The organism is Mucilaginibacter sp. CAU 1740 (assembly GCF_039839285.1).
Lineage (GTDB): Bacteria > Bacteroidota > Bacteroidia > Sphingobacteriales > Sphingobacteriaceae > Mucilaginibacter.
On the sequence record NZ_JBDOQS010000006.1, the window covers coordinates 159,888 to 183,100 of the forward strand.

General features: G+C 43.3%; 21 protein-coding genes. 18 read left to right on the top strand and 3 right to left on the bottom strand.

Annotated features, from left to right (window positions below):
• Window positions 1-24: 24 nt before the first annotated feature.
• The 7 genes from AAFN85_RS14880 to AAFN85_RS14910 all read left to right on the top strand — a co-directional run bounded on the left by AAFN85_RS14880 (window position 25) and on the right by AAFN85_RS14910 (window position 5,798).
• Entirely contained in the window at window positions 25-1,401 is a 1,377-nt protein-coding gene (locus AAFN85_RS14880) for a voltage-gated chloride channel family protein (protein WP_347528268.1), read from the top strand.
• A gap of 155 nt (window positions 1,402-1,556) precedes the next feature.
• On the top strand, window positions 1,557-2,492 hold the full coding sequence (locus tag AAFN85_RS14885; protein WP_347528269.1) for an AraC family transcriptional regulator: 936 nt from the start codon (window positions 1,557-1,559) through the stop codon (window positions 2,490-2,492).
• Between the two features lie 267 nt (window positions 2,493-2,759).
• A complete protein-coding gene (locus AAFN85_RS14890) occupies window positions 2,760-3,500 on the top strand; it encodes an SDR family oxidoreductase (RefSeq protein WP_347528271.1) in 741 nt (246 codons plus the stop codon).
• Window positions 3,501-3,620: 120 nt separating this feature from the next.
• Window positions 3,621-4,373: an SDR family oxidoreductase gene (locus AAFN85_RS14895; protein WP_347528272.1), complete on the top strand. Its 753-nt coding sequence runs from the start codon at window positions 3,621-3,623 to the stop codon at window positions 4,371-4,373.
• Window positions 4,374-4,475: 102 nt separating this feature from the next.
• Window positions 4,476-4,904: a hypothetical protein gene (locus AAFN85_RS14900; RefSeq protein WP_347528274.1), complete on the top strand. Its 429-nt coding sequence runs from the start codon at window positions 4,476-4,478 to the stop codon at window positions 4,902-4,904.
• 195 nt (window positions 4,905-5,099) lie between these two features.
• Entirely contained in the window at window positions 5,100-5,267 is a 168-nt protein-coding gene (locus AAFN85_RS14905) for a hypothetical protein (RefSeq protein ID WP_347528276.1), read from the top strand.
• A gap of 51 nt (window positions 5,268-5,318) precedes the next feature.
• A complete protein-coding gene (locus AAFN85_RS14910; RefSeq protein ID WP_347528278.1) occupies window positions 5,319-5,798 on the top strand; it encodes a hypothetical protein in 480 nt (159 codons plus the stop codon).
• Between the two features lie 214 nt (window positions 5,799-6,012).
• On the opposite strand, the gene AAFN85_RS14915 is transcribed toward AAFN85_RS14910, so the two are convergent.
• Both AAFN85_RS14915 and AAFN85_RS14920 read right to left on the bottom strand, forming a co-directional pair.
• Complete coding sequence (locus AAFN85_RS14915; protein WP_347528279.1) at window positions 6,013-7,146, bottom strand: lactonase family protein; 1,134 nt, start codon at window positions 7,144-7,146, stop codon at window positions 6,013-6,015.
• A gap of 82 nt (window positions 7,147-7,228) precedes the next feature.
• A complete protein-coding gene (locus AAFN85_RS14920; RefSeq protein WP_347528280.1) occupies window positions 7,229-8,638 on the bottom strand; it encodes a pseudouridine synthase in 1,410 nt (469 codons plus the stop codon).
• Window positions 8,639-8,869: 231 nt separating this feature from the next.
• Here AAFN85_RS14920 and AAFN85_RS14925 point away from each other — a divergent pair, with 231 nt between their 5' ends.
• The 3 genes from AAFN85_RS14925 to AAFN85_RS14935 all read left to right on the top strand — a co-directional run bounded on the left by AAFN85_RS14925 (window position 8,870) and on the right by AAFN85_RS14935 (window position 14,677).
• Window positions 8,870-9,655 carry a transglycosylase SLT domain-containing protein gene (locus AAFN85_RS14925; RefSeq protein ID WP_347528282.1) on the top strand — a complete coding sequence of 262 codons (786 nt, stop codon included), beginning with the start codon at window positions 8,870-8,872 and terminating at the stop codon, window positions 9,653-9,655.
• A 215-nt stretch (window positions 9,656-9,870) separates the two neighbouring features.
• On the top strand, window positions 9,871-12,717 hold the full coding sequence (uvrA, locus tag AAFN85_RS14930; protein ID WP_347528283.1) for an excinuclease ABC subunit UvrA: 2,847 nt from the start codon (window positions 9,871-9,873) through the stop codon (window positions 12,715-12,717).
• A 172-nt stretch (window positions 12,718-12,889) separates the two neighbouring features.
• Entirely contained in the window at window positions 12,890-14,677 is a 1,788-nt protein-coding gene (locus tag AAFN85_RS14935; protein ID WP_347528285.1) for a DUF885 domain-containing protein, read from the top strand.
• A gap of 197 nt (window positions 14,678-14,874) precedes the next feature.
• On the opposite strand, the gene AAFN85_RS14940 is transcribed toward AAFN85_RS14935, so the two are convergent.
• Window positions 14,875-15,795, bottom strand: coding sequence for a UbiA family prenyltransferase (locus tag AAFN85_RS14940; RefSeq protein WP_347528286.1), 921 nt, complete (start codon window positions 15,793-15,795; stop codon window positions 14,875-14,877).
• Window positions 15,796-15,899: 104 nt separating this feature from the next.
• On the opposite strand from AAFN85_RS14940, the gene AAFN85_RS14945 reads away from it, so the two are divergent.
• From AAFN85_RS14945 to AAFN85_RS14980, 8 genes are read left to right on the top strand one after another with little or no spacing between them, the layout of a single operon-like run.
• Window positions 15,900-16,427, top strand: coding sequence for a YceI family protein (locus AAFN85_RS14945; RefSeq protein ID WP_347528288.1), 528 nt, complete (start codon window positions 15,900-15,902; stop codon window positions 16,425-16,427).
• A gap of 18 nt (window positions 16,428-16,445) precedes the next feature.
• Window positions 16,446-17,552 carry a type III polyketide synthase gene (locus tag AAFN85_RS14950; protein ID WP_347528289.1) on the top strand — a complete coding sequence of 369 codons (1,107 nt, stop codon included), beginning with the start codon at window positions 16,446-16,448 and terminating at the stop codon, window positions 17,550-17,552.
• A 6-nt stretch (window positions 17,553-17,558) separates the two neighbouring features.
• Window positions 17,559-18,683 (top strand): NAD(P)/FAD-dependent oxidoreductase, encoded by a 1,125-nt coding sequence (locus tag AAFN85_RS14955; RefSeq protein WP_347528290.1) that lies wholly within the window; start codon window positions 17,559-17,561, stop codon window positions 18,681-18,683.
• 21 nt (window positions 18,684-18,704) lie between these two features.
• Window positions 18,705-19,400: a methyltransferase domain-containing protein gene (locus AAFN85_RS14960; RefSeq protein WP_347528291.1), complete on the top strand. Its 696-nt coding sequence runs from the start codon at window positions 18,705-18,707 to the stop codon at window positions 19,398-19,400.
• A gap of 9 nt (window positions 19,401-19,409) precedes the next feature.
• A complete protein-coding gene (locus tag AAFN85_RS14965) occupies window positions 19,410-20,474 on the top strand; it encodes an ATP-binding protein (protein WP_347528292.1) in 1,065 nt (354 codons plus the stop codon).
• Window positions 20,475-20,522: 48 nt separating this feature from the next.
• Complete coding sequence (locus AAFN85_RS14970) at window positions 20,523-21,173, top strand: DUF47 family protein (protein WP_347528294.1); 651 nt, start codon at window positions 20,523-20,525, stop codon at window positions 21,171-21,173.
• 21 nt (window positions 21,174-21,194) lie between these two features.
• Complete coding sequence (locus AAFN85_RS14975) at window positions 21,195-22,205, top strand: inorganic phosphate transporter (RefSeq protein WP_347528295.1); 1,011 nt, start codon at window positions 21,195-21,197, stop codon at window positions 22,203-22,205.
• Window positions 22,206-22,239: 34 nt separating this feature from the next.
• Window positions 22,240-22,968 (top strand): DUF4197 domain-containing protein, encoded by a 729-nt coding sequence (locus tag AAFN85_RS14980; RefSeq protein WP_347528297.1) that lies wholly within the window; start codon window positions 22,240-22,242, stop codon window positions 22,966-22,968.
• Window positions 22,969-23,213 lie beyond the last annotated feature (245 nt).

Below are 23,213 nucleotides of genomic sequence, written 5' to 3' on the forward strand. Positions count from 1 at the left end.
TGTGGGACAATAAATATCAGCATCATGCAAAATAATCTTTTCTCGTCGCAGCATTTCTCCATTTTAAAAAACGCTTTAAAATTTACCGTAATTATTATACCGGTCTCTGTTGTTATCGGCAGCTCGGTGGCCTTGTTTTTATGGTTGCTAAGCCGGGCTATTCATTTTCGTTTCGCGCATAACTGGTTATTATACCTGTTGCCACTGGCCGGTATCGCTATTTATTTTATTTATAAACTTTTCGGCCGTTCGGCCGAGAAGGGGAATAACCTTATTATTGATGAAATTCATATGCCCGGTGGTGGAGTGCCGAAACGTATGGCGCCGCTGGTATTGCTTACTACCATCATCACCCACTTATTTGGAGGCTCGGCCGGGCGCGAGGGTACGGCTGTGCAAATGGGCGGAAGTATTGCCCAAATGATGGGAAAGTGGTTTAAGCTTAGCCCCGCCGATACCCAAACTTTGCTCACCGCCGGTATTGCCGCCGGCTTCGGCGCGGTATTCGGAACACCTTTAACCGGTGCTGTATTTGCCATGGAGGTGTTAACCATAGGTAGGGTACAATACACCGCGCTGTTACCGTGCTTAATTGCTGGCATAACCGGCGACTTAACCGTAGCTGCCTGGGGCGCTCATCATACGGTTTATCATATCGATATTATACCAGCCACCCCGCATTGGTTTTCGGGCTATATCTCAACAGATCTGTTACTTATTATTAAAGTGATAGTAGCTTCAATAGCTTTCGGCTTGGCCAGCTATCTTTTTGCACGGATGGTGCATGGTATCAAAAGCTTTTTTACGCAATATGTTAAAACACCATGGCTTATCCCGGTTATCGGTGGCTTGATCATCATTGCCTTAACATTCATTAATGGAAAGCCTGATTACTTAAGTTTAGGAGTGGATGCCGAGCATGTTGGCGCGGTTACGATCCCCTCGGCTTTTCATGCGGGCGGCGCTGATTCCTGGAGCTGGCTTTGGAAAACCATTTATACTACCGTTACATTGGGTACCGGCTTTAAAGGAGGCGAGGTAACTCCGCTATTTTATATCGGTGCTACATTGGGTAACACACTTTCGGCAGTGCTTAACGCGCCGGTAAGCCTGTTTGCGGCTTTAGGTTTTATAGCTGTGTTTGCCGGGGCAACCAATACACCGCTGGCCTGCACTTTTATGGGGATCGAATTATTTGGCGGCGAACAGGCTTTGTTATTCGCGATAGCTTGCTTTACGGCTTACCTGTTTAGCGGGCATACCGGTATTTACAGTTCGCAACGAATAGGTGTAGGGAAGTTAGATAATGTAGAGGATAAAACGCTTTCGGAGGCGATGAAGCGGAATGGGTATCTGTACGAGAAGCTGGCGAAGTATAGTTTTTTGAAGGGGAAGGAATAAAATATACATTATGTCATTGCGAGGTACGAAGCAATCGCATACTATACAGGGCGGCTATGCTTCCGTGCGATTGCTTCGTACCTCGCAATGACATGGGATTATATCCTCTTGCAAATATCCCTCATCCCACATAGCTTTGAAATAAACATCCACCCATGTCGCACCGGGATCCCGAAAATCAGATCTTTAATAACCTATACGATCAGTATAAGCATCTTGGCTTGCCCCTGCACCTTATTAAGCATACCGATTTTACGGTTTTTAACCTGAAGGATGTTAATCAGCCTTCACCATTTAAATCACCATTAAGCAGGCTTAACTTTTTTGTTTTCGCTTTTATTAAAGGTGGTGATGGTGATTATACTATTGATGAGCAAACTTATACCCTGCAGCCAGGCGCAATATATTTTACCAACCCGGGACATTTCAGATCGTTCAATTGGCGGAGGATAGAAGATGTTTACCTGTTCACACTCAGCGAATCTTTTTTAAAAGAAAACGTACACGCCAATATTTTTGATGAGTTCCCATTCCTATTGGCTGAGACTTTTCCGGCCCGTGTGCTCGTGCCAGAGATCTTTGCTGAGTTTGAAACCCTCTATCTCCAGATACAAAAAGAATACGATTCGGAAAGCCCATACCGTTATCGCATTATCGGCAACCTGTTTGTGGTGATGCTGCTTAAGTTTAAAGAATACATCTGGAAGGATTATAACCCGATATACGAAGGCAACCGAAGCTCGGAAATTGTGAAAAATTTCAAGCGCCTGCTCGAAAGACATTACCGCGACCTAAACAGTGGCACAGCCGAACAAGTTTTTCGCGTACAGGATTATGCCGATGCCCAAAATCTTCACCCCAATTACTTAAGTAATGTGATCAAGATTAAAACCGGCAAAACCATCAGCATCTGGATAGCCGAGAAAACCATTGCCGAAGCCAAAGCGCTGCTGCAAAACTCACAGGCCTCTATCAAAGAGATCGCCTTTAAGTTAGGCTTTAACGAGGCTACACATTTCAGCAATTATTTTAAAAAGAACGCGGGGGTATCACCGGTGCTGTTTAGGAAAGAACATGCGGGGATGGTGTAATTATAACAATACACTGTGCCTACACCATGTCATTGCGAGGTACGAAGCAATCGCACGGAAGCAAATCCTCCCTGTATAGTTCGCGATTGCTTCGTACCTCGCAATGACGTGGCGTAGATTTCTCTGCATCCCCAGTCTGCAATAATCCCAATCTTAAATATTCGTATGTAATGCTTTGATATGTGTATCATTAAGGAGGCTACCTCTATCCACCTTTGTATTGTCAATCAACAACAATAAAAAATTAACAAAATAACAAAGGAAACCATGAACACATTAGCATCAAAAGTAGTATTAGTAACAGGCGCTTCAAGAGGTATAGGCGCAGCTATAGCACACAAAATAGCAGCCGAAGGCGCTAAAGTAGTTGTAAACTACGCCGGTGGCAAAGAAGCTGCCGAAGAAACCGTAAACAGTATTAAACAACAAGGCGGCGACGCCATAGCCGTCCAGGCCGATGTAAGCAAAGCCGATGAAGTAGCAGCTTTATTTGATACCGCGATAGCTCACTACGGCAAAATAGATGTACTGGTAAACAATGCCGGTATCATGATCACCAAACTATTAAAAGATACAACCGACGAAGATTTTACCCGTCAGTTTGATATCAACGTAAAAGGAACTTTCAACACTCTAAGGGAAGTCGCTATCAAACTGGCCGATAACGGATCTGTGATCAACTTCTCCACTACCCAAACCCGTGTAATAACCCCTACTTACGGAAGCTACGTAGCCACCAAAGGCGCGGTTGAGCAATTAACCCGTGTATTTGCCAAGGAAGTTGGCGCACGCGGCATCAATGTAAACGCTGTACAGCCAGGCCCGGTAAATACCGAACTGTTTACCAAAGGCAAATCACAGGAAATGATAGACCGTTTGAACTCACTCAATGCCTTCAACCGCCTGGGCGAGCCTGAGGATATCGCCAAAATAGTAACCTTCCTGGCCAGCGATGACGCCAAATGGATAAGCGGACAAATTATTGGCGCAAATGGCGCAATGGCTTAAATACAGAGGCAAGACTTTAAGAGTCAGGAATCAAGAAGTAAGAATTAAGAGAATCTCAATCATAAAATCAAAATCGGTGTAATCAAACCTTTATCGGTGTAATCCAAAAAAATAAATAAAATGAACTCATTAAATAATAAAGTAGCAGTGATCACTGGCTCGGCCCGTGGTTTAGGTAAAGCAATTGCAGAACGTTATGCAGCCCTTGGCGCAAGTATAGTTATCAACTATTCGCGCGATAAAGCTTCGGCCGATGAAGTGGTAAGCAACATTAAAGCCATGGGGGCAAAAGTGATTGCCGTACAGGCAGATGTAAGCAAAGTAGCCGATATTGAAAGGCTGTTTAAAGAAGCGAAAGATGCTTTTGGTAAAATTGATATTGTAGTAGCTAACGCAGGTATTGAAATGGTAGAAACCCCGGTGGTTGATTTTACTGAAGAACAGTTTGATCGCCTGTTTTCTATCAACACCAAAGGCACTTATTTTACCATGCAGCAGGCCGCAAAAACTGTGGAAGACAACGGTCGTATCATTTACATCGCATCGAGCACTACCGCTTTCCCTGTTCCGGGTATGGCCATATATGGTGGTAGTAAAACTACGCCACGTTACTTGGTAAATGTATTATCGCAAGAGATCGGTCACCGTGGGGTTACTGTTAACTCTATCATTCCATTTGCGGTTGATCACTCGGGCATATTTGCAGATCCCGAAGCTTACCCTGAATTAAGAAAAAGTTTATTGGATAGCAGCCCAATGGGACGACTGGCCGAAGTTGAGGATGTGGCCAATGTTGCAGAGTTTTTCGCGAGTGATCTGTCATCATTCGTAAACGGTCAGCACCTGGTGGTTAACGGTGGCGCTAATCAATAATCAACAGAAAAAAATTAATGGCAGGTTGCTTGGAGGTACATAACGATAGTGTTTTGTGGATGTTTGATGTACCAAGGAGCGCCTGCCTTTTTTATTCAAAATATGAAAGCTTCAAATTATCTTCTTGTATTAGGATCGCTTATCGCAGGTTCTGTACAAGCCCAAACTATCACTTCAAATTCGCACAACCAGATAAAAAATAGACTTATGAATACTGACCCGCTAAAAAATACAACTGTAAAAAAAGCTATCGACGCGTTTCAGGCGGGAGATAAGGCAGCCTGGTTCTGGCTTTTTACAGTAGATGCCCAACTTTTTGACGATGGTAATAAAATTGATTTTAAAGGTTTTTCTGAAGAGGCGTTAGGTCACGAGCATTTTGTTAGTATAGATAGGATAGCGCAAAATGGCCTGCATGTTTACGGCAGGTTTCACAGCGATAAATGGGGCGATTTTAAAACCTACTTTAAATTTGTTATAAACCCCGCCGGCCAAATAACCCGACTGGATATAGGACAAGCCAGTTACTAATATTTTATACGGTGGAGTAACAATAATTAGTAGTTGTGCAGATTTAATTATTCGGCAATAGGACGTTTTTTTATTGACGAACGGCGCGGCCAAAGATTTTGATAAAACGTTAAATCAAAATTTATGCAAAAAACACAAAAATTATGCAACCTTAGCTGGATATGTCCCGTAAAATAGAGCTATAAGGAATACTCTATGAATATCATTAAGCGTATCGGCAAAATCTTATCGGACAGGGACACCAACCCCCGGTTTGTTGCCAGCCTGAGAAAGGTAAGGGAAGCCGATCAGATCACAGAATCAATAAACCAACAGTTAAAAGAATTGGAGAAAAAGATCCATCAGCAGGCTGTGAACTTATAATTTGCACCTTTGGCAGGATTTATGCTATTTATGCATAAAATATACACTGTCATGAAAAAGTTAGTTCAAACCTCAATCGCAATCTTATCTCTGATCTTCGTTTTTTCGGCCTGTTCCACCACCAAGAACACCACTACGTCCAATGTATCCCGCGGAAAATTTGTTGGTACCTGGACTTGTAATAATGTAAGTTATGATGGTCTTGTACAAAATGCAGTACAAAGCGTATTTGACCAGGCCCCACCCGAAGCTTTTGTTGGCAGCACCTGGAAATTAACCAACAGCGGCAACGGAATTTATACTCTAACCAACGGAACGTCACAAACCATCTTCTGGTCGGTTTATAACGGCGGTACTACCGGTACCCAGTTCCAATTCAAAAAAATATATGAAGGCGATAAAGCCAAAAACGTAGCCGAAGGTTACCGTTTGGATATTGCTGCTAATGATGGATCAACCATGACCTTGAAATCGCCGGTTACTGTAGGCAATAGCACAGGTTACGTTGTTTATACATTCACAAAAAGTTAAGCCAAAGGCATTTACTAAAATATAAAAGGCGAAGCATTGGAGATTTATTCATACGCTTCGCCTTCTGTTTTTAGGGGAATTTATAACCACCACGTCATTGCGAGGTACGAAGCAATCCCCGATTAGCAGGTCCGCCCTGTAAAGTTTGGGATTGCTTCGTACCTCGCAATGACGTAGTGGTATATTATGTTTTGATAAACAAGTTTTTTACTACCTATTCCGCTGGTGCAAACTTCAAGCATACCGGGTTACCAATTTCAACCCTGATGCCGGTTTGGTTAAGCTTCCCGGTGGTTTGATCAATTTTAAATACCCACATATTATCGCTGCCCTGGTTAGCAACGATCAGGAAACGACCGGTTGGGTCGATAGCAAAATCGCGCGGGTTTTTACCGAAGGTTGATTGGCGGGCTACAAAAGTAAGCAAGCCGGTTTCCTGGTTAACCGAGTAGATATTGATCTCGTTAGTTTCTAAACGGTTTGAAGCATAAAGGAATTTTCCATCCGGCGATAAATGGATAGCAGCCCCCGCTGTTTGACCGCTAAATCCATCAGGCAGCATGGTGATTGATTGCTTTTGTTTCAACTGACCATTTTTGTAATCGAACACGATAACATTCGATCCCATTTCTGTTACCAGGTACGCGGTTTTTTTATCTGCCGAAAACTCCAAATGCCTTGGGCCTTCGCCGGCTGCTACGCTCACAAAAGCAGGTGAAGCAGCCACTAAGCGCGGCTCTTTGTTGGGATGATATTTATAGATATTGATCTTATCTGTACCCAAGTCATTATAAAAAACATATTTTTCATCGGGCGAAAAAATAGCCATGTGTGCATGGGCCGATTCCTGACGCTCCTTGTTTACGCTATGACCCGGATTTTGCTCGGTTTCAATGCCATTAACTATCGATCCATCTTTATTTAAAGGCATCACCGCCACGTTACCGCTCGAGTAGTTGGCGATCAACAAGTTTTTCTGGTCTTTATCAACAGCTACATAACACGGATCGGCACCTAAGGTTGATTGCTTGTTGATAAAAGTAAGTTTGCCTGTTTTAGCCTCGAATGAGAATGAACTCACTTCGCCTTTTGGCAACTCATTAACCGCGTAAACAAATTTATTGTTGGCACTCAGTGTTAAATACGATGGATTGGTTACACCATCAATTTCACTTAAATAAGCCAGCTTACCAGTTTCGGCATAAAAGCGGTAAACAGCAATGCCTTTACTTTTTCCGGTAGTGTAGGTACCTACTATCAGATCGAAAGTTTTGGGGCCTGTTTTTTTATTTTGTGCAAAGGTTAGTGCGGGTGAAAGCATAGCTATAAGCAGCAAAAATTTTTTCATGGTTAGTTATTGAGGGTTATTGCTTTGCAAGATAGTAAATAGACACAAAAAAAGCCCCGTAGATTAACGGGGCTTTTTAAATTTATTTAATAAGATGTTTCAGCTGGATAACCTCTTTTTCTTCAAGGTAGCGCCAGCGTCCGCGCGGAAGATCTTTTTTGGTAAGGTTGGCATAAATAACCCTGTCCAGTTTTACCACTTCGTAACCCAAATGCTCAAACATACGACGAACGATGCGGTTTTTGCCGCTATGGATCTGGATGCCTACTTCACGCTTAGAGGCTCCGGTAACGTACGATACCGAATCTGGTTTAATAACACCGTCCTCTAACTCCAAACCGAAAGCCAATTTATTCAAATCGCCCTGAGTTAAGCTTTTGCTTAATTCAACCTGGTATAGTTTGGTAATGCTGTTACGTGGATGTGATAGTTTATCGGCCAGGTCGCCATCGTTGGTCATTAACAGTAAACCTGTGGTGTTGCGGTCAAGGCGACCAACCGGGTAAATGCGTTCGCGGCTTGCTTTTTCAACCAGGTGCATTACGGTGCGACGCTCTTGCGGATCATCGGTAGTAGTGATGTAATCCTTTGGTTTATTTAATAATACATAAACCATTTTTTCGCGCTTAAGCGTTTCGCCGTTGTATTTGATAACGTCTTTAAACGGATCAATCTTGGTGCCCAGCTCAGTAACTACTTCGCCGTTCACCGATACTACGCCGGCCGCAATAAGTTCGTCGGCTTTACGACGAGAGCAGATGCCCGCGTTTGATATATAACGATTTAAACGGATCAGCCCGTCATCTGTAGATTTGGTTGATTTTGCAGGGCCGTTTTTACGGCCGCGCATTGTTTTTGGAGCATCTGGCTGGTTGGCCAAATCATCCGGACGGTGCGCCGGCCTGTCCCCAAATGGTTTATCCCTGAAACCGCCTTCGCGTTTTTTAAAGCCGCCTTCTGATGATCGTGAACCGGTACCAAATTTACGCTCGCCGCCTTGTTCGCCACCAAAACTTCTTTTTGGTTTGCCTTCAAAGCCTGCTGATGAGCGGGTGCGTGGTGCAAATGATTTTTTCTCGCCTGAGGCATCGTTACCGAAACTTCTTTTTGGCCTCGAGTCATCACCTGTAGTAGGGCGACCTGAGTATGGTTTGCGTGAAAAGCTTTTGCTTTCGCCCTGGGCATCGTTGCCAAAGCTTCTTTTGGGCCTGTCATTATCATCGCCGGTTGGGCGACCTGAATATGGACGTGGTTTTGCGCCGAATTTTTTATCACCTGCCGATGAAGATCCGCTTCTAAAATTGCTTTTAGGCTTATCGTCACTGAACCTGTTTGGTTGAAATGTTTTCTCTGGTCGGGTGAGTTTTTTCTTTTCGCCATTTGGGGTAGCTTTACCCTTTGGAGTTGATGGCGATTTGCGTGGCCTGTTTTCGCCACTTTTTTTATTTTCTGGTCTGTCTTCGCGACTACCTGCTGGTCTCTTAAATACCATAATTTTTTGTTTAGCGCTTTCGCAGCGTGAGGGTCAAAGTTACGCTTTTTCGGCAAAATCTAATCAAAAAGATCAAAAAAATATCATCAAACAAAATCGCGGTTTAAACGGTTTTAAAGGCGGTTTTTGAACCCAAAACCGCTACTAAAAAACTTGGCATTTTGCTAAGTATTTGATAATGTGCCTTGTTAAACATACCTTTGCGGCACATTCTACCAAAATGTATAGTTAATGATAAGAAAAGAAATGATCAAAAAACACTTACTTACGCGCTCCGTAATGCTGGTGCTGGTTCTCATTTCAATGCTTAATATTTACGGCACAACTAATACTAAAACGGGTGCAAAACCCTTGCCATTAAGCCTCCGAACCTCGAAGTTTATTTTTATTGCAAGCAAAAGGGCAGTTGCATACAACTTTGCCAGCGAAGCTTTGCCAGTTAATGATGCAAAAGTTAATTACAAACTTTTCAAAACACTCAGAAAGCACGATTTTAGAAACGTGCAAAGCAACATCCTGCACCGAAAAGCAGAAAAATGGTTTCCAGTTATTGAACCAATTTTAAAGTTTTACGGTATTCCGGATGATTTTAAGTACATCCCGCTGGTTGAATCCGGTTTTACATCGGGCAAATCGCCTAAGGGGGCTAACGGTATCTGGCAGTTTATGCCCGGTACGGCACGCACTTATGGCTTAAGGGTTGGCCATGGTACTGATGAGCGCTTAAACCTGCGCAAATCAACCATAGCGGCCTGCAAGTATATCAAAGAACTATACGGTGAATTTAACAGCTGGACACTGGCGGCTGCCGCCTATAACAATGGCTCGATCAAATTAGCGCGCGCCATTAACAGGCAGAATGAAGATAACTACTTCCGCATGAAGCTGAACCGCGAAACCGGTTCGTACGTTTATAAGCTGATTGCCATGAAGGCCGTTATTGAACAGCCGAAAGAGCATGGGTATCAAAATTATTTTTTCCTGCCCCCTGCGCCACAGTTGCTGGCATTTAATTAAGCACAGGTAATTACACTGTAAATTAATTAAAAGATTACATTACGGAGCATTTTGAGGCCGGTTGTCTATAGTAGACTACCGGCCTTTTTTGCTTATATTTGTAGCAAATTACCGATAGGTTAAGCCAAAAATTTTAGGAAAACAGGGTTCTGTAAAATTCTGGTAACTATAATAATTAGCTTCAAACAATGTTGGTATATCCACATTAATAAAGTATGAGTACAAAACCTCCTGTTGATCTGGGCGAGCAAAGTGAAGTTGAAGTTTATGGTGCCCGGGTGCATAACCTGAAAAATATTGATGTTTCCTTTCCGCGCAATCAGCTGGTGGTAATTACCGGTTTAAGTGGCAGCGGTAAATCATCATTGGCGTTTGATACCATTTACGCCGAGGGGCAGCGCCGCTATATGGAAACGTTTTCGGCCTATTCGCGCCAATTTATGGGGGGGATGGAGCGTCCGGATGTAGATAAAGTTTCAGGCCTGAGTCCGGTTATTGCTATCGAGCAAAAAACCACCAGTAAAAATCCGCGATCTACAGTTGGTACTATTACCGAGATCTACGATTTTATGCGTTTGCTTTTTGCCCGTGCGGGCGATGCCTACTCGTACACCACCGGCGAGAAGATGGAGCGGATGAGTGAAGACCAGATCCTGAAAACCATTACCGAAAAATTCGACGGTCAGCCAATAAATATTCTTGCCCCGGTAGTAAAAGCCCGTAAAGGCCATTACCGCGAGCTGTTTGAATCCATCCGTAAGCAAGGCTTTTTAAAAGTTTGGCTGGATGGTGCCATTGCCGATGTTGAACCTAAAATGCAGGTTGACCGCTATAAAATTCACGATATCGATATTGTGGTTGACCGTTTGGTGGTAAGCGAAAAAGATAGCAAGCGATTATATACTTCTGTTCAACAGGCATTAAAAATTGCTAAAGGCATTATTCGTATTGCCGATAAAGACAATAACGTAGCCTATTATAGTAAATACCTGATGGACCCTGTTTCAGGCATCTCGTACGATGAACCTCAGCCTAATACATTTTCTTTCAACTCGCCTTATGGTGCCTGCGAAAAATGTAATGGCCTGGGTTATATTTTTGAGGTAGATGAAGCCTCGGTTATCCCTAACCCGAAACTCAGTATCATGAACGGTGGTTTGGCCCCGATAGGTGAGTACCGCGAAACCTGGATTTTCCAGGTATTAAAATCGCTGGCTAAGAAATACGAGTTTTCGTTATCAACCCCGATAGAAAAACTGAACCGTGATCAGCTGGATATGATCCTGAACGGCGCGCCCGATCCATTAAGCGTTGCCGTTGAATACAACAAATGGAACGTCCAAAATTACCAGATCACCTTCGAGGGTATTATCCGGATGCTGGAAGAGCAACAGGAACGCCGTAACGACGAAGGTATGGACGATATGGAGAACTACCGCGTGCTCCGTACCTGTCCGGTTTGCGAAGGCGCAAGGCTGAAAAAAGAATCGCTGCACTTTAAGGTAGATGGCAAAAATATATTCGAGCTGGCTACTATGGATATTAATCATTTGCAAGAGTGGTTTGATGGTCTGGAAGATAGGTTAAACGAACGCCAGAATGTGATCGCCAAAGAGATCTTGAAAGAGATCCGCGCACGTATTGTGTTTTTGCTGGATGTTGGTTTGAGTTACTTAACGCTTGATCGTACTGCGAAAACCCTTTCGGGCGGTGAAGCGCAACGGATCAGACTGGCTACGCAGATCGGTTCACAGCTAATGAATGTAATGTACATTTTGGATGAGCCAAGTATCGGCTTGCACCAACGCGATAACGAACGCCTAATCAACGCACTTAAAAACTTGCGCGATTTAGGTAATACCGTACTGGTAGTTGAGCACGATAAAGATATGATACTTGAAGCCGACCATGTAATAGACATGGGCCCGGCGGCCGGCGTTCACGGCGGACAAGTTGTTGCCGAAGGCACGCCTGCCCAGCTCATGGAAAAACATACCCTTACTACATCATATATTAACGGCGAGCGCGAAATAGCTATCCCGAAAAAACGCCGCGAGGGTAATGGAAAAACGCTGAAGCTTAAAAAAGCTACCGGTCATAACCTGAAAAAGGTATCGGTCGAGTTTCCGTTGGGTAAACTGATCGGGATAACCGGGGTGTCAGGTAGTGGTAAATCAAGTTTGATCACCGAAACATTGTACCCGATATTAAATCATCATTTTTTCAGGGCTAAGAAACATCCGCTGCCTTATGAAAAAATTGAAGGGCTGGAAAATATTGATAAAGTAATTGAGATAGATCAAACACCAATTGGTCGTACACCACGCTCAAACCCGGCTACTTATACCGGCGTATTCTCCGATATCCGGAACTTATTCGTGGCTTTGCCCGAATCGAGGATCAGGGGATATAAACCCGGTCGTTTTTCATTTAACGTAAAAGGCGGTCGTTGTGAAACCTGCCAGGGCGGCGGTATGAAGGTGATAGAAATGAACTTTTTACCCGATGTACAGGTACCTTGCGAAGAATGCGGCGGCAAACGCTACAACCGCGAAACGCTTGAAGTACGCTACCGAGGCAAATCCATCAGCGATGTGCTGGATATGAGCATTGAAGATGCTACGCCGTTTTTTGAGCATATTCCATCCATATACCGTAAAGTGAAAACTTTAAACGATGTAGGTTTGGGTTATATCACTTTAGGCCAGGCCTCAACCACACTATCTGGCGGTGAAGCGCAACGCGTTAAACTGGCCACCGAATTATCTAAAAAAGATACCGGTAATACTTTTTATATATTGGATGAGCCAACCACCGGCTTGCACTTTGAGGATATCAACGTGTTATTAGGAGTGCTTAATCAACTGGTTGATAAAGGTAACACCGTACTGGTGATTGAGCATAACCTTGATGTGATCAAAGTGGTTGACCATGTAATTGACCTTGGCCCGGAAGGCGGATCTGGTGGTGGGACTATTCTTTTTTCTGGTACGCCTGAAGGTTTGTGTAAGGTGAAGGAAAGCTTTACCGGGAAGTTTTTGAAAAAGGAAATGGGCGTATAAAACAGGCAAAACTTACGAAGTTTTTAAAACTTCGTAAGTTTGAAAGGCCACAATATAGTGAACAGCATATACCTTAAAATGTATATGCTGTTTTGCTTTATATGCTAATATCATTTCATCTATTGGTAATTCTATCCACCTTTCCTTAGCTTTATCCTTTCAACCCACATCAATGAAAAAATTACTACTCATACTCGGCATTGCCGGCAGTTTTCTGGCCTGCAATCAACCCAAATCATCAGATAGTAAAACTGATATTCCGGCCAATAAAGAGCTCGCCAAGGTTTTTGAAGATTATTTTCAGGATGGCCTGAAGCTTTATCCACTAAATGCAACCGGCATTGGCGACAGGCGTTACAATGATCTGCTGCCTAACGACGGCTCGGTCGAGTTTTTGAAAAAATCGCATGATTATTATTCGGTATATCTATCCAAAGTAAAAAACTTTGAACGAAACGAGCTTAATACTAATGATCAGCTATCCTATGATATTTTCACTTACGAGGTACAGCTATCCCTCGATAATTTTAAATATCATTTTGAGTACATGCCGATGAACCAGTTTTACGCCCTGCCTATCACCATGGGGCAAATGGGTTCGGGTTCAGGTTCGCAGCCATTTAAAACGGTTGTTGATTATAACGATTGGCTGAAACGATTGGCCGCTTTCCAGCCCTGGGCCGATACTGCCATTGCCAACTTTAATAAAGGCATTAAAACTGGCGTAGTTTTACCAAAGGCATTGGTAGTTAAAATGATTCCCGAAATGCAGGACCTGGTATCTGCAAATGTGGAGAAAAGCCTGTTTTACGGCCCGGTAAATAATTTCCCTAAAGATTTTTCGGATGCTGATAAAAAACATTTGACCGAAGCTTATAAAAAAGCCATCGCTACGATTGTTAATCCAACCTACCAAAAACTGGCCGATTACCTGAAAAACCAATATCTGCCACATGCGCGTACAACATCAGGTTTTTCATCGCTGCCGGATGGCGCTGCTAAATATGCTTACCTGGTTAAACAGCAAACCACTACCGATAAAACACCTGAAGAGATTTATCAATTAGGTTTGAAAGAAGTAGCCCGCATCCGCGGACTAATGGATAGCATCAAAACCAGCGTAGGCTTTAAAGGCGACCTGCAGGCGTTTTTCGAATACATGAAAACCGACCCTAAGTTTACGCCATATAAAATGCCGCAACAGGTTTTAACTGCTTTCGAAAATATCCACCAACGCATGGAACCTAACCTGAAAAAAATGTTTAACCATGTGCCAAAAACGCCGTTCGAGATCAGGCAGACCGAGGCTTTTCGCGCGGCATCGGCCAGTGCGGAGTATAACCAGGGTTCGGCAGATGGTAGCAGGCCGGGTATTTTTTATGTGCCGATATTGGATGCTACTAAGTTTAACACTACATCGGGCATGGAATCTTTGTTTTTGCATGAGGCTATCCCTGGTCACCATTATCAGATCTCGTTAACTCAGGAAAATACATCGTTGCCAAAATTCCGCCGTTTTGATGGTGGCGAAACGGCTTATGTTGAAGGCTGGGCGCTGTATTGCGAATCGTTAGGAAAAGAGTTGGGTTTATATACTGATCCTTACCAGCATATGGGCGCTTTGGGCGATGAAATTCACCGTGCTATCCGTTTAGTAGTTGATGTAGCCATCCACACCAAAGGCATGACCCGCGAGCAGGCCATTAAATATATGATGGATAACGAAGCCATCAGCGAACAAGGTGCTACTGCTGAGATCGAGCGTTACATGGCAATCCCCGGTCAGGCTTTAAGCTATAAAATAGGAGCGTTGAAGATCCGTGAGTTGCGTACCAAATATGAAAAGCAGTTGGGGAGCAAGTTTAATATAGCTGAGTTTCATGACCAGGTGCTGAAAGATGGCGCTATGCCAATGGCTGTGTTTGAAGCGAAGATGGATGCCTGGGCGGCGAAGCAGTAAGGTATATTCAATAAAAAATGTCATTTCGATAGAGCAGGGGCGGGAACGAGCGCCGGGGCGAAAGAGAAATCTTGTACGCCAAGCAAAAGCCTCAATGCATGGTGTAAGGGTAGGGTGTAGAAGATTTCTCCTCACCCTCCACGCTAAGCCCTCGCGGTTCGTCGAAATGACATTTTGTTTATGGAATAAATTTATCCTCAACTAAACACCGCCAGCACCCCAAAATAAATCAGCATACAACCCGAGCTGATAAAATTCATGCGCATAGCGTTTTTAAAATTGGCGTTACCGGTTGATTTACCAACCTTATAAAACCAATAGTTAAAGAAGATGAATATCGGCGCGGCGCATATTAAAAAGAAATAGAAATTAAGCAGCATACCTGCCAAATGCCAATACCAATAGGATAACGCTATCCCGCAGGCAAACAACACCCCTGAAAATATAAATGAACCTTTATAGCCCAAAACAATACTCAGGGTTTTATCCCCCCGGCGGCTATCCTCGTCATGTTGATAAACCTGTGTTAAAGGGTACGAAGCGCCGATTAGGCATGAACTGATGGCCCCCGGAATAATAAAACCAATATCCCAATGGCTAAACAGATCCATTCCGCTTAAGGCCGCATAAGTGGTGTAATAAATAAAACATCCCTGGAAAATAAACACCGTAAGAAAGCTGATAAAAGGATATTTTTTCAAGCGGGTAGCCGGATGGCTGTACAGCTTTGACATAATACCGTAGATCAACACCGCGAAGGCAAACTGCCAGCTCACCAGAAAGCCGAGTAAAAAAGCCAGGGCCTCTAAAAAAATGGAAAAATAGTAGGAGCTGATATCAACCTCCGGTGGTTTAGCCAGCAGAGCAATGCTATCCTCGTCTTTATCAAAATAACTGTTGTAGCCATTGCTGGCCGGGAAGGCTAATAAGTGCCAGATAAAAAATACCAGCCAGGCGGTACCCGACTTCACTGTATCAACCTGGCTAAAGGCGAACAGGTACACGGGCAGTAAAAACACCGAAAACACAAAACGCAAATGCGCCAGGGTTGATCTGGTGGGGATAATTTGTTTCAATAGCACCATTGCTTGTACAGATATATACTTAACTACTGCCAAAAGCAACGCTTAGTTGCCCGCGTAACGTTATAAAGATATAATTGTTAGCAATATAAATTTTGCCGTTCATAAATTATTATGTTTGGAATAACGTTTATAACAACATGATCAAAAAACTTTTAACTCTTGCTTTTTTAAGCTTTTTCACCATAGCAGCTTTTGCCCAAACGGTAACCAAATCTGACGTTGGCTTTAAAATAAAAAACCTTGGCTTTAATGTTGCCGGCACTTTTAGCGGTTTCCAATCCGATATTAAATTCAAACCCAATGATCTGGCTGGGAGTAGCATCGAAGCTTCGGTAGCATCAAATACTGTAAATACCGATAGCGAAGGTCGCGACAATCACCTCAAAAGCGAAGATTATTTTGATGTGGCCAAATACCCCAGGATCACCCTTAAGTCTGTTTCTTTAAAACATAAAAGCGGGGGCAACTATACAGGCAGTTTTAACGTAACTATTAGAGATAAAACAAAGTTGATAGAAATACCTTTTACCTACACCGAAACGGGTAACACCGCGCAGTTAAAAGGCGATTTCATGATTTTGCGTACCGATTTTGGTATTGGGGGTAAAAACCTGATCCTATCAAACGAAGCCAATGTTTCGGTATCCGTGGAGATCAACAAGTAACAGGTTTACATATTTTTAATGGAGAGTTGCATTAGTGCTATAGGGATAGCTAATCCCCAAAACCGGATTGCCCAACATGATATTTACCATTTTATGGCGAACGCATTTGGGCTGGATGAAACTAATGCTGCTCGGCTAAAAGGCATTTATGATCATTCGGGCATTGAGCACCGCTATTCGGTAATTCCTGATTTTGCTTTCAGCGATCCTTCAAAATATACTTTCTTTAAACAGGCCAATCAGGAACCTTTTCCGGATACGCAGAAACGCCTTAAACTTTACGAAAAGGAAGCCATCTCCATCGCAGTAAATGCGGCGCAAAACTGTTTTGCCGGTTTTGAAGCGGATATCAATAATAAAATAACCCATTTGGTTACCGTAAGCTGCACCGGCATGCACGCACCCGGTATTGATATTGAATTGGTTGATCGCCTCGGGCTTAACCGCGATACCGAACGTACCTGTATCAATTTCATGGGCTGCTACGGTGCAATCAACGGCCTTAAAGTTGCCGATTACATTTGCCGTGCCGATGTTAATGCCAAAGTGCTGGTGGTTAGCGTTGAGCTTTGCACGTTGCACTTTCAAAAAGTTAATACGCTGGATAATTGGGTGGCAAACTCCTTATTTTCGGATGGCGCGGCGGCTGTGTTGGTTGAAAATACAAGCAATCGTTTGGGTAATGGCACTTACTTCTCCCTCAAAAACTTTTACTCAGAATTTGTTACCGAAGCCCGTAACGAGATGGGCTGGTATGTAGGTAACACCGGTTTCGAAATGAAGTTAACTTCCAAAGTATCTAAACAAATAAAAAAACATATAGCCGCATTAACCGAAAGGTTTTTGCAAAAGGCTAAAACGCAGATGAGCGAGATCTCTGCTTATGCCGTTCACCCAGGTGGGCGGGCAATTTTGGAGGCTGTTGAAGAAGCGCTTGAACTGCCTGAAGAAAGCAACAGTTTTGCTTACGATGTATTGCGCGAGTACGGTAATATGTCGTCGGCTACGATACTGTTTGTGTTGGATAAGATGATGAAAGCCGGAAACCTCGTTGATCAGAAAATTATGAGTTTTGCCTTTGGGCCGGGCTTAACGGTTGAAGGGATGATACTTGAAATGCATTAAACCCTGATGGCAGATGTAATTATAGTTGGCGGCGGATTAGCAGGACTTTTCAATGCCATTCTGCTTAATCGAGCCGGGCTAAAAGTTACGGTTGTTGAACGCAAAAGCTATCCCATGCACCGCGTTTGCGGCGAATACATCTCGAACGAGGTGCTCCCCCTTTTATCTTCTTTAGATATCAACCTCGATGAGTTGGATGTAGCGCGTATCAACCGTTTGGAGGTTACCGCTGCATCGGGTACCAAACTGTCACAAACATTGGACCTGGGTGGTTTTGGATTGAGCCGCTATACATTTGATAACTTTCTTTACCAAAAGGCGATGGCCGAAGGTGTGAATGTTTTGGTAAATACAAAAGTGGAAGATATTAATTTTGTTGATCACCATTTTGAAGTAGCTATTCCAACAAATACACTTACAACTCCATTGGTTATCGGCTCGTTCGGCAAACGTTCCAATCTCGATCAAAAACTAAAACGACCTTTCTTTTACAAACGCAGCCCTTACCTGGCGGTAAAATTCCATTTAAGGATGGATTTTCCTACCGATCTCATCCAGCTTAATAATTATAAGGACGGCTATTGCGGTGTAAGCAAAACCGATGGCGATAGGTACTGTATGTGTTATATGGCCCACCGCGATGACCTGCGCAAATATGGAACGCTGCAGGCGCTGGAAGAGAACGTGATCCGCAAAAATCCATACCTCGACGAGATTTTCAGAAACGCTGAGTTTTTGTTGGATAAGCCCGAAGTGATCAACGAGATCTCATTCGAGAAAAAAGCCCCGGTTGAAAATCATATCCTGATGAGCGGCGATACCGCCGGAATGATAGCCCCGCTTTGCGGTAATGGTATGACGATGGCTATCCACTCGGCCAAAATACTATCTGAAAAAATCATCACTCACTACAAACCGGGCAGTTTTAATGCCGATAAGCGGTTGGCTCTTGAACAGGATTATACCCAAACTTGGAACAAACAATTTGCTCAGCGCCTTTGGGTGGGCAGGCAATTGCAACGTTTGTTTGGTAACGATAACATGACGGCCCTCTCATTAAACACCCTAAAACGTCTGCCATCCGTAGCGCAATACCTGATAAGTAAAACTCACGGCCAACCATTTGTATAGTTCGAGCGTATTGTATTATATATGCCCGATTTAAGTTACCGTACAGATACCCTCGAGATCATAGACGATTTTGATCTTCCATCAATCGAGATCGACCCTGTTTTAGAAGGGTTAGGAAAAGTGAATGCCTGGTTTGGTGGCCATAAAAGCATCATCAAAACGCTCCGGGATTTTCCTGTACAAAACGGCTATTCCATAACCGATTGGGGTTGTGGTGGCGGTGATGCCCTTATCGCGATAGCTAAATGGGGCGCTAACCGAAAGCTTCATCTTAAGCTAAAAGGGATAGACGCCGCGCCTGCAGCCGTGAGGTACGCCCGCGATCAATCAAAAGGGTTTAATAATATCAGCTACATCCAGGCCGATGTGATAGAAGATAGCCATCTGCTCAACAAAACTGATGTGATCATCTGTAGCCTTTTTACCCATCATTTTGATGACGAACGATGGATAGCCCTGGTTAAAAACATGCAGACATCGGCACAAAAAGGCATTATTATTACTGATCTGCACCGGCACCCGGTTTTGTATTACGCTGTAGTATTGCTCACAGCTTTTACGGGTAACAAAATGGCGCAGAATGATGGTCCACTTTCGGTAAGGCGGGGTTTTAAAAAGCACGAATTGTTAGCTTTATTAAAAAAGGCACAAATTGATAACTTTAAATTAACATGGCGCTGGCCGTTCAGGTGGGAGTTAATCATCTATAAATCGTAGCTTTACGCTATGAATTTGCGTGTACTGGTTTTAACAACCTCGCTTGGTGTGGCAATTACGCTCTCGGCGGTTAACTTTTATTTTCAGCATAAATGGTATGATGTAATGGTTACTTTTTCGGTAGCCCTTGGTGTAAGCTACTTTGTGTTTTACTACCTTATCGAAAAATACATTTACTCCCGCATCAAGCTTATTTATAAACTGATCCATAACCTAAAGCTCGGTCGTGATTTGCGTGATGCTTTGGGCGAGCATGTATCGGCTAACCCAATAGCCGATGTGGAGCAAGAGGTAAAAGAATGGGCAAAGGAAAAGAAGACCGAGATTGATGAATTACGCAAACAGGAAAAGTTTCGCCGCGATTTTTTATCCAATATCTCGCACGAGTTTAAAACCCCACTTTTCGCTATCCAGGGTTACATAGAGGCCTTGCAAGACGATGATTTCGACGATAAGGAAATGGCCCGCCAGTTTTTGGAAAAAGCATCTAAAAACGTAGATAGGTTAAGTTACCTGATCAAAGATCTTGACGAGATCTCGAAATTGGAATCGGGCGAAATGCCGATCAACTATACCAAATTTAAGATCAACGATCTGATCAAAGAAGTTTTTGAATCGCTGGAGATCAAAGGCAAACAATACCATATTAAATTAATATTTAAGCAGAAATACGACGAGCCTATTGTAGTGAATGCCGACAGGGAGAAAATACGCCAGGTATTGGTTAACCTGATCGATAACTCGTTTAAGTACGGTAAAGAAGAGGGTAGCACATCAGTAAGCCTTTTCCAACTACATGATCAGGTACTGGTTGAGGTTACTGACGATGGCATAGGCATTGAGGAAAAATACCTTGCACGTTTATTTGAACGCTTTTTCCGTACCGATAGCAGTCGTTCAAGGCAAATTGGCGGCTCGGGTCTGGGGTTGGCTATTGTTAAGCATATTATTGAGGCCCATCAGCAAACCATTAATGTGCGCAGTACCGAAGGTTTGGGCTCAACATTTGGTTTTACGCTGCAGCGCGCCAAGCAAACCATTCCCTTCCCGAATTTACCTGTGTTAAAAAGTTAACATTAATTTAATATAGTAACCGTACCTTTACGCCAATTTCAAATCATTATGTCATTAAACAGCATATTCCAATATTTTGTACCAAAGGATAAAAAAATTTTTTTTCCACTGTTCGAGCAGGCTACGGCCAACGTTGTAGCCATGGCCACAATATTGGTTGAAGCTGTTAATTCGAATAATGACGCAACCCGCGAAGAACTCTACAAACAGATAGATAAGCTGGAGAATAAAGGCGATGAGTACACCCACCAGATTTACCTGGAACTGGGCAAAAACTTTATCACCCCTTTTGATCGTGAAGATATCCACGCCCTGGCTACCGCTATTGATGATGTTGCTGATTATATACAAGGCGCAGCTAACCGCATGAGCCTGTACCGCATTGATGATTTGAACGAGCACATCCGCAAACTATCTGACCTGATATTGCAGGCCAGCATCGACCTGGAAAAAGCTGTAAGAGAACTGAAAGACCTGCGCAACGTGCGTAACATTGCCGATTCGTGCATCAGGATAAACAGCGTTGAAAACCAGGCCGATTATGTATTTGACCGTGCCGTTGCCGATCTGTTCCTGTACGAAAAAGACGCTATCCGCCTTATAAAATATAAAGAGATCCTGGCTGCTTTAGAAACTGCTACAGATATGTGCGAAGATGCCGCCAACGTTATGGAATCAATTTTAGTTAAAAACGCTTAAGTTTCCCTTATCCCCAACTAAATGGTTACTTCCCTACTTGTAGTTATTGTAGTACTCGCCCTGCTGTTTGATTATACCAACGGTTTTCACGATGCTGCAAACTCAATTGCTACCATCGTATCTACTAAAGTATTAACTCCTTTCCAGGCGGTATTAATGGCCGCGGTGTTCAACTTTGCTGCTTACTTTTTTATTAAAGATCACAAAGTAGCAAACACGGTATCAAAAATTGTAATTGAGCAATACGTTACCCTGCACGTTATTTTGGCCGGTTTAGTTGCCGCCATCACCTGGAACCTCATCACCTGGTGGTTTGGTATTCCTTCAAGCTCATCACATACGCTGATAGGCGGCTTTGCCGGTGCGGGTATGACCAATGCACTTTTCCTGGGTGTTAATGTGCTGAAAGCTGTTGAGATGGATTACGTGCTCAAAATTATCGCTTACATTGTATTAGCGCCATTTATTGGTTTGCTGATAGCTTATATCGTTACCATTTTAATATTGCACCTGTGCAAAAATGCACGGCCTGCCGTCGCCGAGCGTTGGTTTAAACGCATGCAATTAGTATCATCGGCAGCGTTAAGCTTTGCCCACGGTGGTAACGATGCGCAAAAGGTAATGGGTATTTTATATGTAACCTTGATCGCCTCAAAAATTATTAAAGCTGGTGATGTAATGCCAGAATGGATCCCATTGGCTTGTTACTCGGCTATTGCTGCCGGTACCATGTCGGGCGGTTGGAAGATCGTAAAAACCATGGGTTCAAAAATTACCAAAGTAACCCCGCTTGAGGGTGTAAGTGCCGAAACAGCTGGTGCCATTACCCTGTTCATTACCGAGCGCTTTGGTATCCCGGTTTCAACTACACACACCATTACTGGTTCAATTATCGGTGTAGGTTTAACCAAAAGGGTATCGGCGGTGCGTTGGGGTGTAACTATTAACCTGGTTTGGGCCTGGATCATCACTATTCCAATTTCGGCCTTGATAGCGGCTGGCGTATTTTCATTGTTACACTTTTTAGCCTAACCGCAGGCTGGTATTTTTGTTACATTTACATACCATGAAAACAAAACTACTTATTATCCCGGCACTGGTTGCCTTTATTACATTAAGCAGCTGCGATACCTTGAACCAGGTAGCCAACGCTACTGTTCAAAATCAAGGTACGCCAACATCGTTAGAAATTGGCAATGGCTTAAAGCAGGCGCTTGAGATTGGCACCGGCAAAAGCTCTGATCAATTATCTGCCCTTAACGGTTTTTTTGGTAATGCCGCCATCAAGATCCTTTTTCCGCCTGAAGCTCAAAAAGCTGAAAAAACTTTACGAGGCTTAGGTTTAAACAGCCTTTGTGATAACGTGATCTTATCCCTTAACCGCGCTGCCGAAGATGCCGCCAAGCAGGCTAAACCGATCTTTGTTGATGCCATTAAGCAAATGACCTTGCAGGATGTTACCAATATTTTATTAGGCAGTCAGGATGCAGCCACACAATATTTTAAACGTACCACAACCGCTAAATTAAGCTTGCAATTTAAACCGGTTATCCAGGGTAGCTTAAACAAAGTTAACGCTACTAAATATTACAGCGATGCCGCCCAGGCTTATAATAAAGTGCCTTTTGTATCAAAACTTAACCCCGATATTAGCGATTATGTTACGCAAAAAGCTATTGAAGGTTTATTTGTTGAGATAGCAAAAGAGGAACTTAACATTCGCCAAAACCTTGGCGCACGTACTACGCCTTTATTGCAAAAGGTATTTGGTTTTGCTGATAAGAAAAAAGGATAATCGACTTTTTATAAATATTGGAAAGGGAATAGGCTTAGCTTGTTCCCTTTTTTATGCGATAAATTTAAGGCACACAATAGTGCCCATATGCCTATTTAAAAACGCGGCAAAATTGCTATGTCCACTACCGTCATTGCGAGTGAATAAAAGCCGAGGCCTCTGAAGGATTATATGACATCAGGCGGGCCGGCCTGTCACCCTGAGCTTGTCGAAGGGGCGCGCGCAGAGGCCCGCCCACCATGCTT

Coding starts and splice junctions, on each gene's coding strand:
- AAFN85_RS14880 (WP_347528268.1), top strand. CDS start 25: ATGCAAAATAATCTTTTCTCGTCGCAGCATTTCTCCATTTTAAAAAAC.
- AAFN85_RS14885 (WP_347528269.1), top strand. CDS start 1,557: ATGTCGCACCGGGATCCCGAAAATCAGATCTTTAATAACCTATACGAT.
- AAFN85_RS14890 (WP_347528271.1), top strand. CDS start 2,760: ATGAACACATTAGCATCAAAAGTAGTATTAGTAACAGGCGCTTCAAGA.
- AAFN85_RS14895 (WP_347528272.1), top strand. CDS start 3,621: ATGAACTCATTAAATAATAAAGTAGCAGTGATCACTGGCTCGGCCCGT.
- AAFN85_RS14900 (WP_347528274.1), top strand. CDS start 4,476: ATGAAAGCTTCAAATTATCTTCTTGTATTAGGATCGCTTATCGCAGGT.
- AAFN85_RS14905 (WP_347528276.1), top strand. CDS start 5,100: ATGAATATCATTAAGCGTATCGGCAAAATCTTATCGGACAGGGACACC.
- AAFN85_RS14910 (WP_347528278.1), top strand. CDS start 5,319: ATGAAAAAGTTAGTTCAAACCTCAATCGCAATCTTATCTCTGATCTTC.
- AAFN85_RS14915 (WP_347528279.1), bottom strand. CDS start 7,146: ATGAAAAAATTTTTGCTGCTTATAGCTATGCTTTCACCCGCACTAACC.
- AAFN85_RS14920 (WP_347528280.1), bottom strand. CDS start 8,638: ATGGTATTTAAGAGACCAGCAGGTAGTCGCGAAGACAGACCAGAAAAT.
- AAFN85_RS14925 (WP_347528282.1), top strand. CDS start 8,870: ATGATAAGAAAAGAAATGATCAAAAAACACTTACTTACGCGCTCCGTA.
- uvrA (WP_347528283.1), top strand. CDS start 9,871: ATGAGTACAAAACCTCCTGTTGATCTGGGCGAGCAAAGTGAAGTTGAA.
- AAFN85_RS14935 (WP_347528285.1), top strand. CDS start 12,890: ATGAAAAAATTACTACTCATACTCGGCATTGCCGGCAGTTTTCTGGCC.
- AAFN85_RS14945 (WP_347528288.1), top strand. CDS start 15,900: ATGATCAAAAAACTTTTAACTCTTGCTTTTTTAAGCTTTTTCACCATA.
- AAFN85_RS14950 (WP_347528289.1), top strand. CDS start 16,446: ATGGAGAGTTGCATTAGTGCTATAGGGATAGCTAATCCCCAAAACCGG.
- AAFN85_RS14955 (WP_347528290.1), top strand. CDS start 17,559: ATGGCAGATGTAATTATAGTTGGCGGCGGATTAGCAGGACTTTTCAAT.
- AAFN85_RS14960 (WP_347528291.1), top strand. CDS start 18,705: ATGCCCGATTTAAGTTACCGTACAGATACCCTCGAGATCATAGACGAT.
- AAFN85_RS14965 (WP_347528292.1), top strand. CDS start 19,410: ATGAATTTGCGTGTACTGGTTTTAACAACCTCGCTTGGTGTGGCAATT.
- AAFN85_RS14970 (WP_347528294.1), top strand. CDS start 20,523: ATGTCATTAAACAGCATATTCCAATATTTTGTACCAAAGGATAAAAAA.
- AAFN85_RS14975 (WP_347528295.1), top strand. CDS start 21,195: ATGGTTACTTCCCTACTTGTAGTTATTGTAGTACTCGCCCTGCTGTTT.
- AAFN85_RS14980 (WP_347528297.1), top strand. CDS start 22,240: ATGAAAACAAAACTACTTATTATCCCGGCACTGGTTGCCTTTATTACA.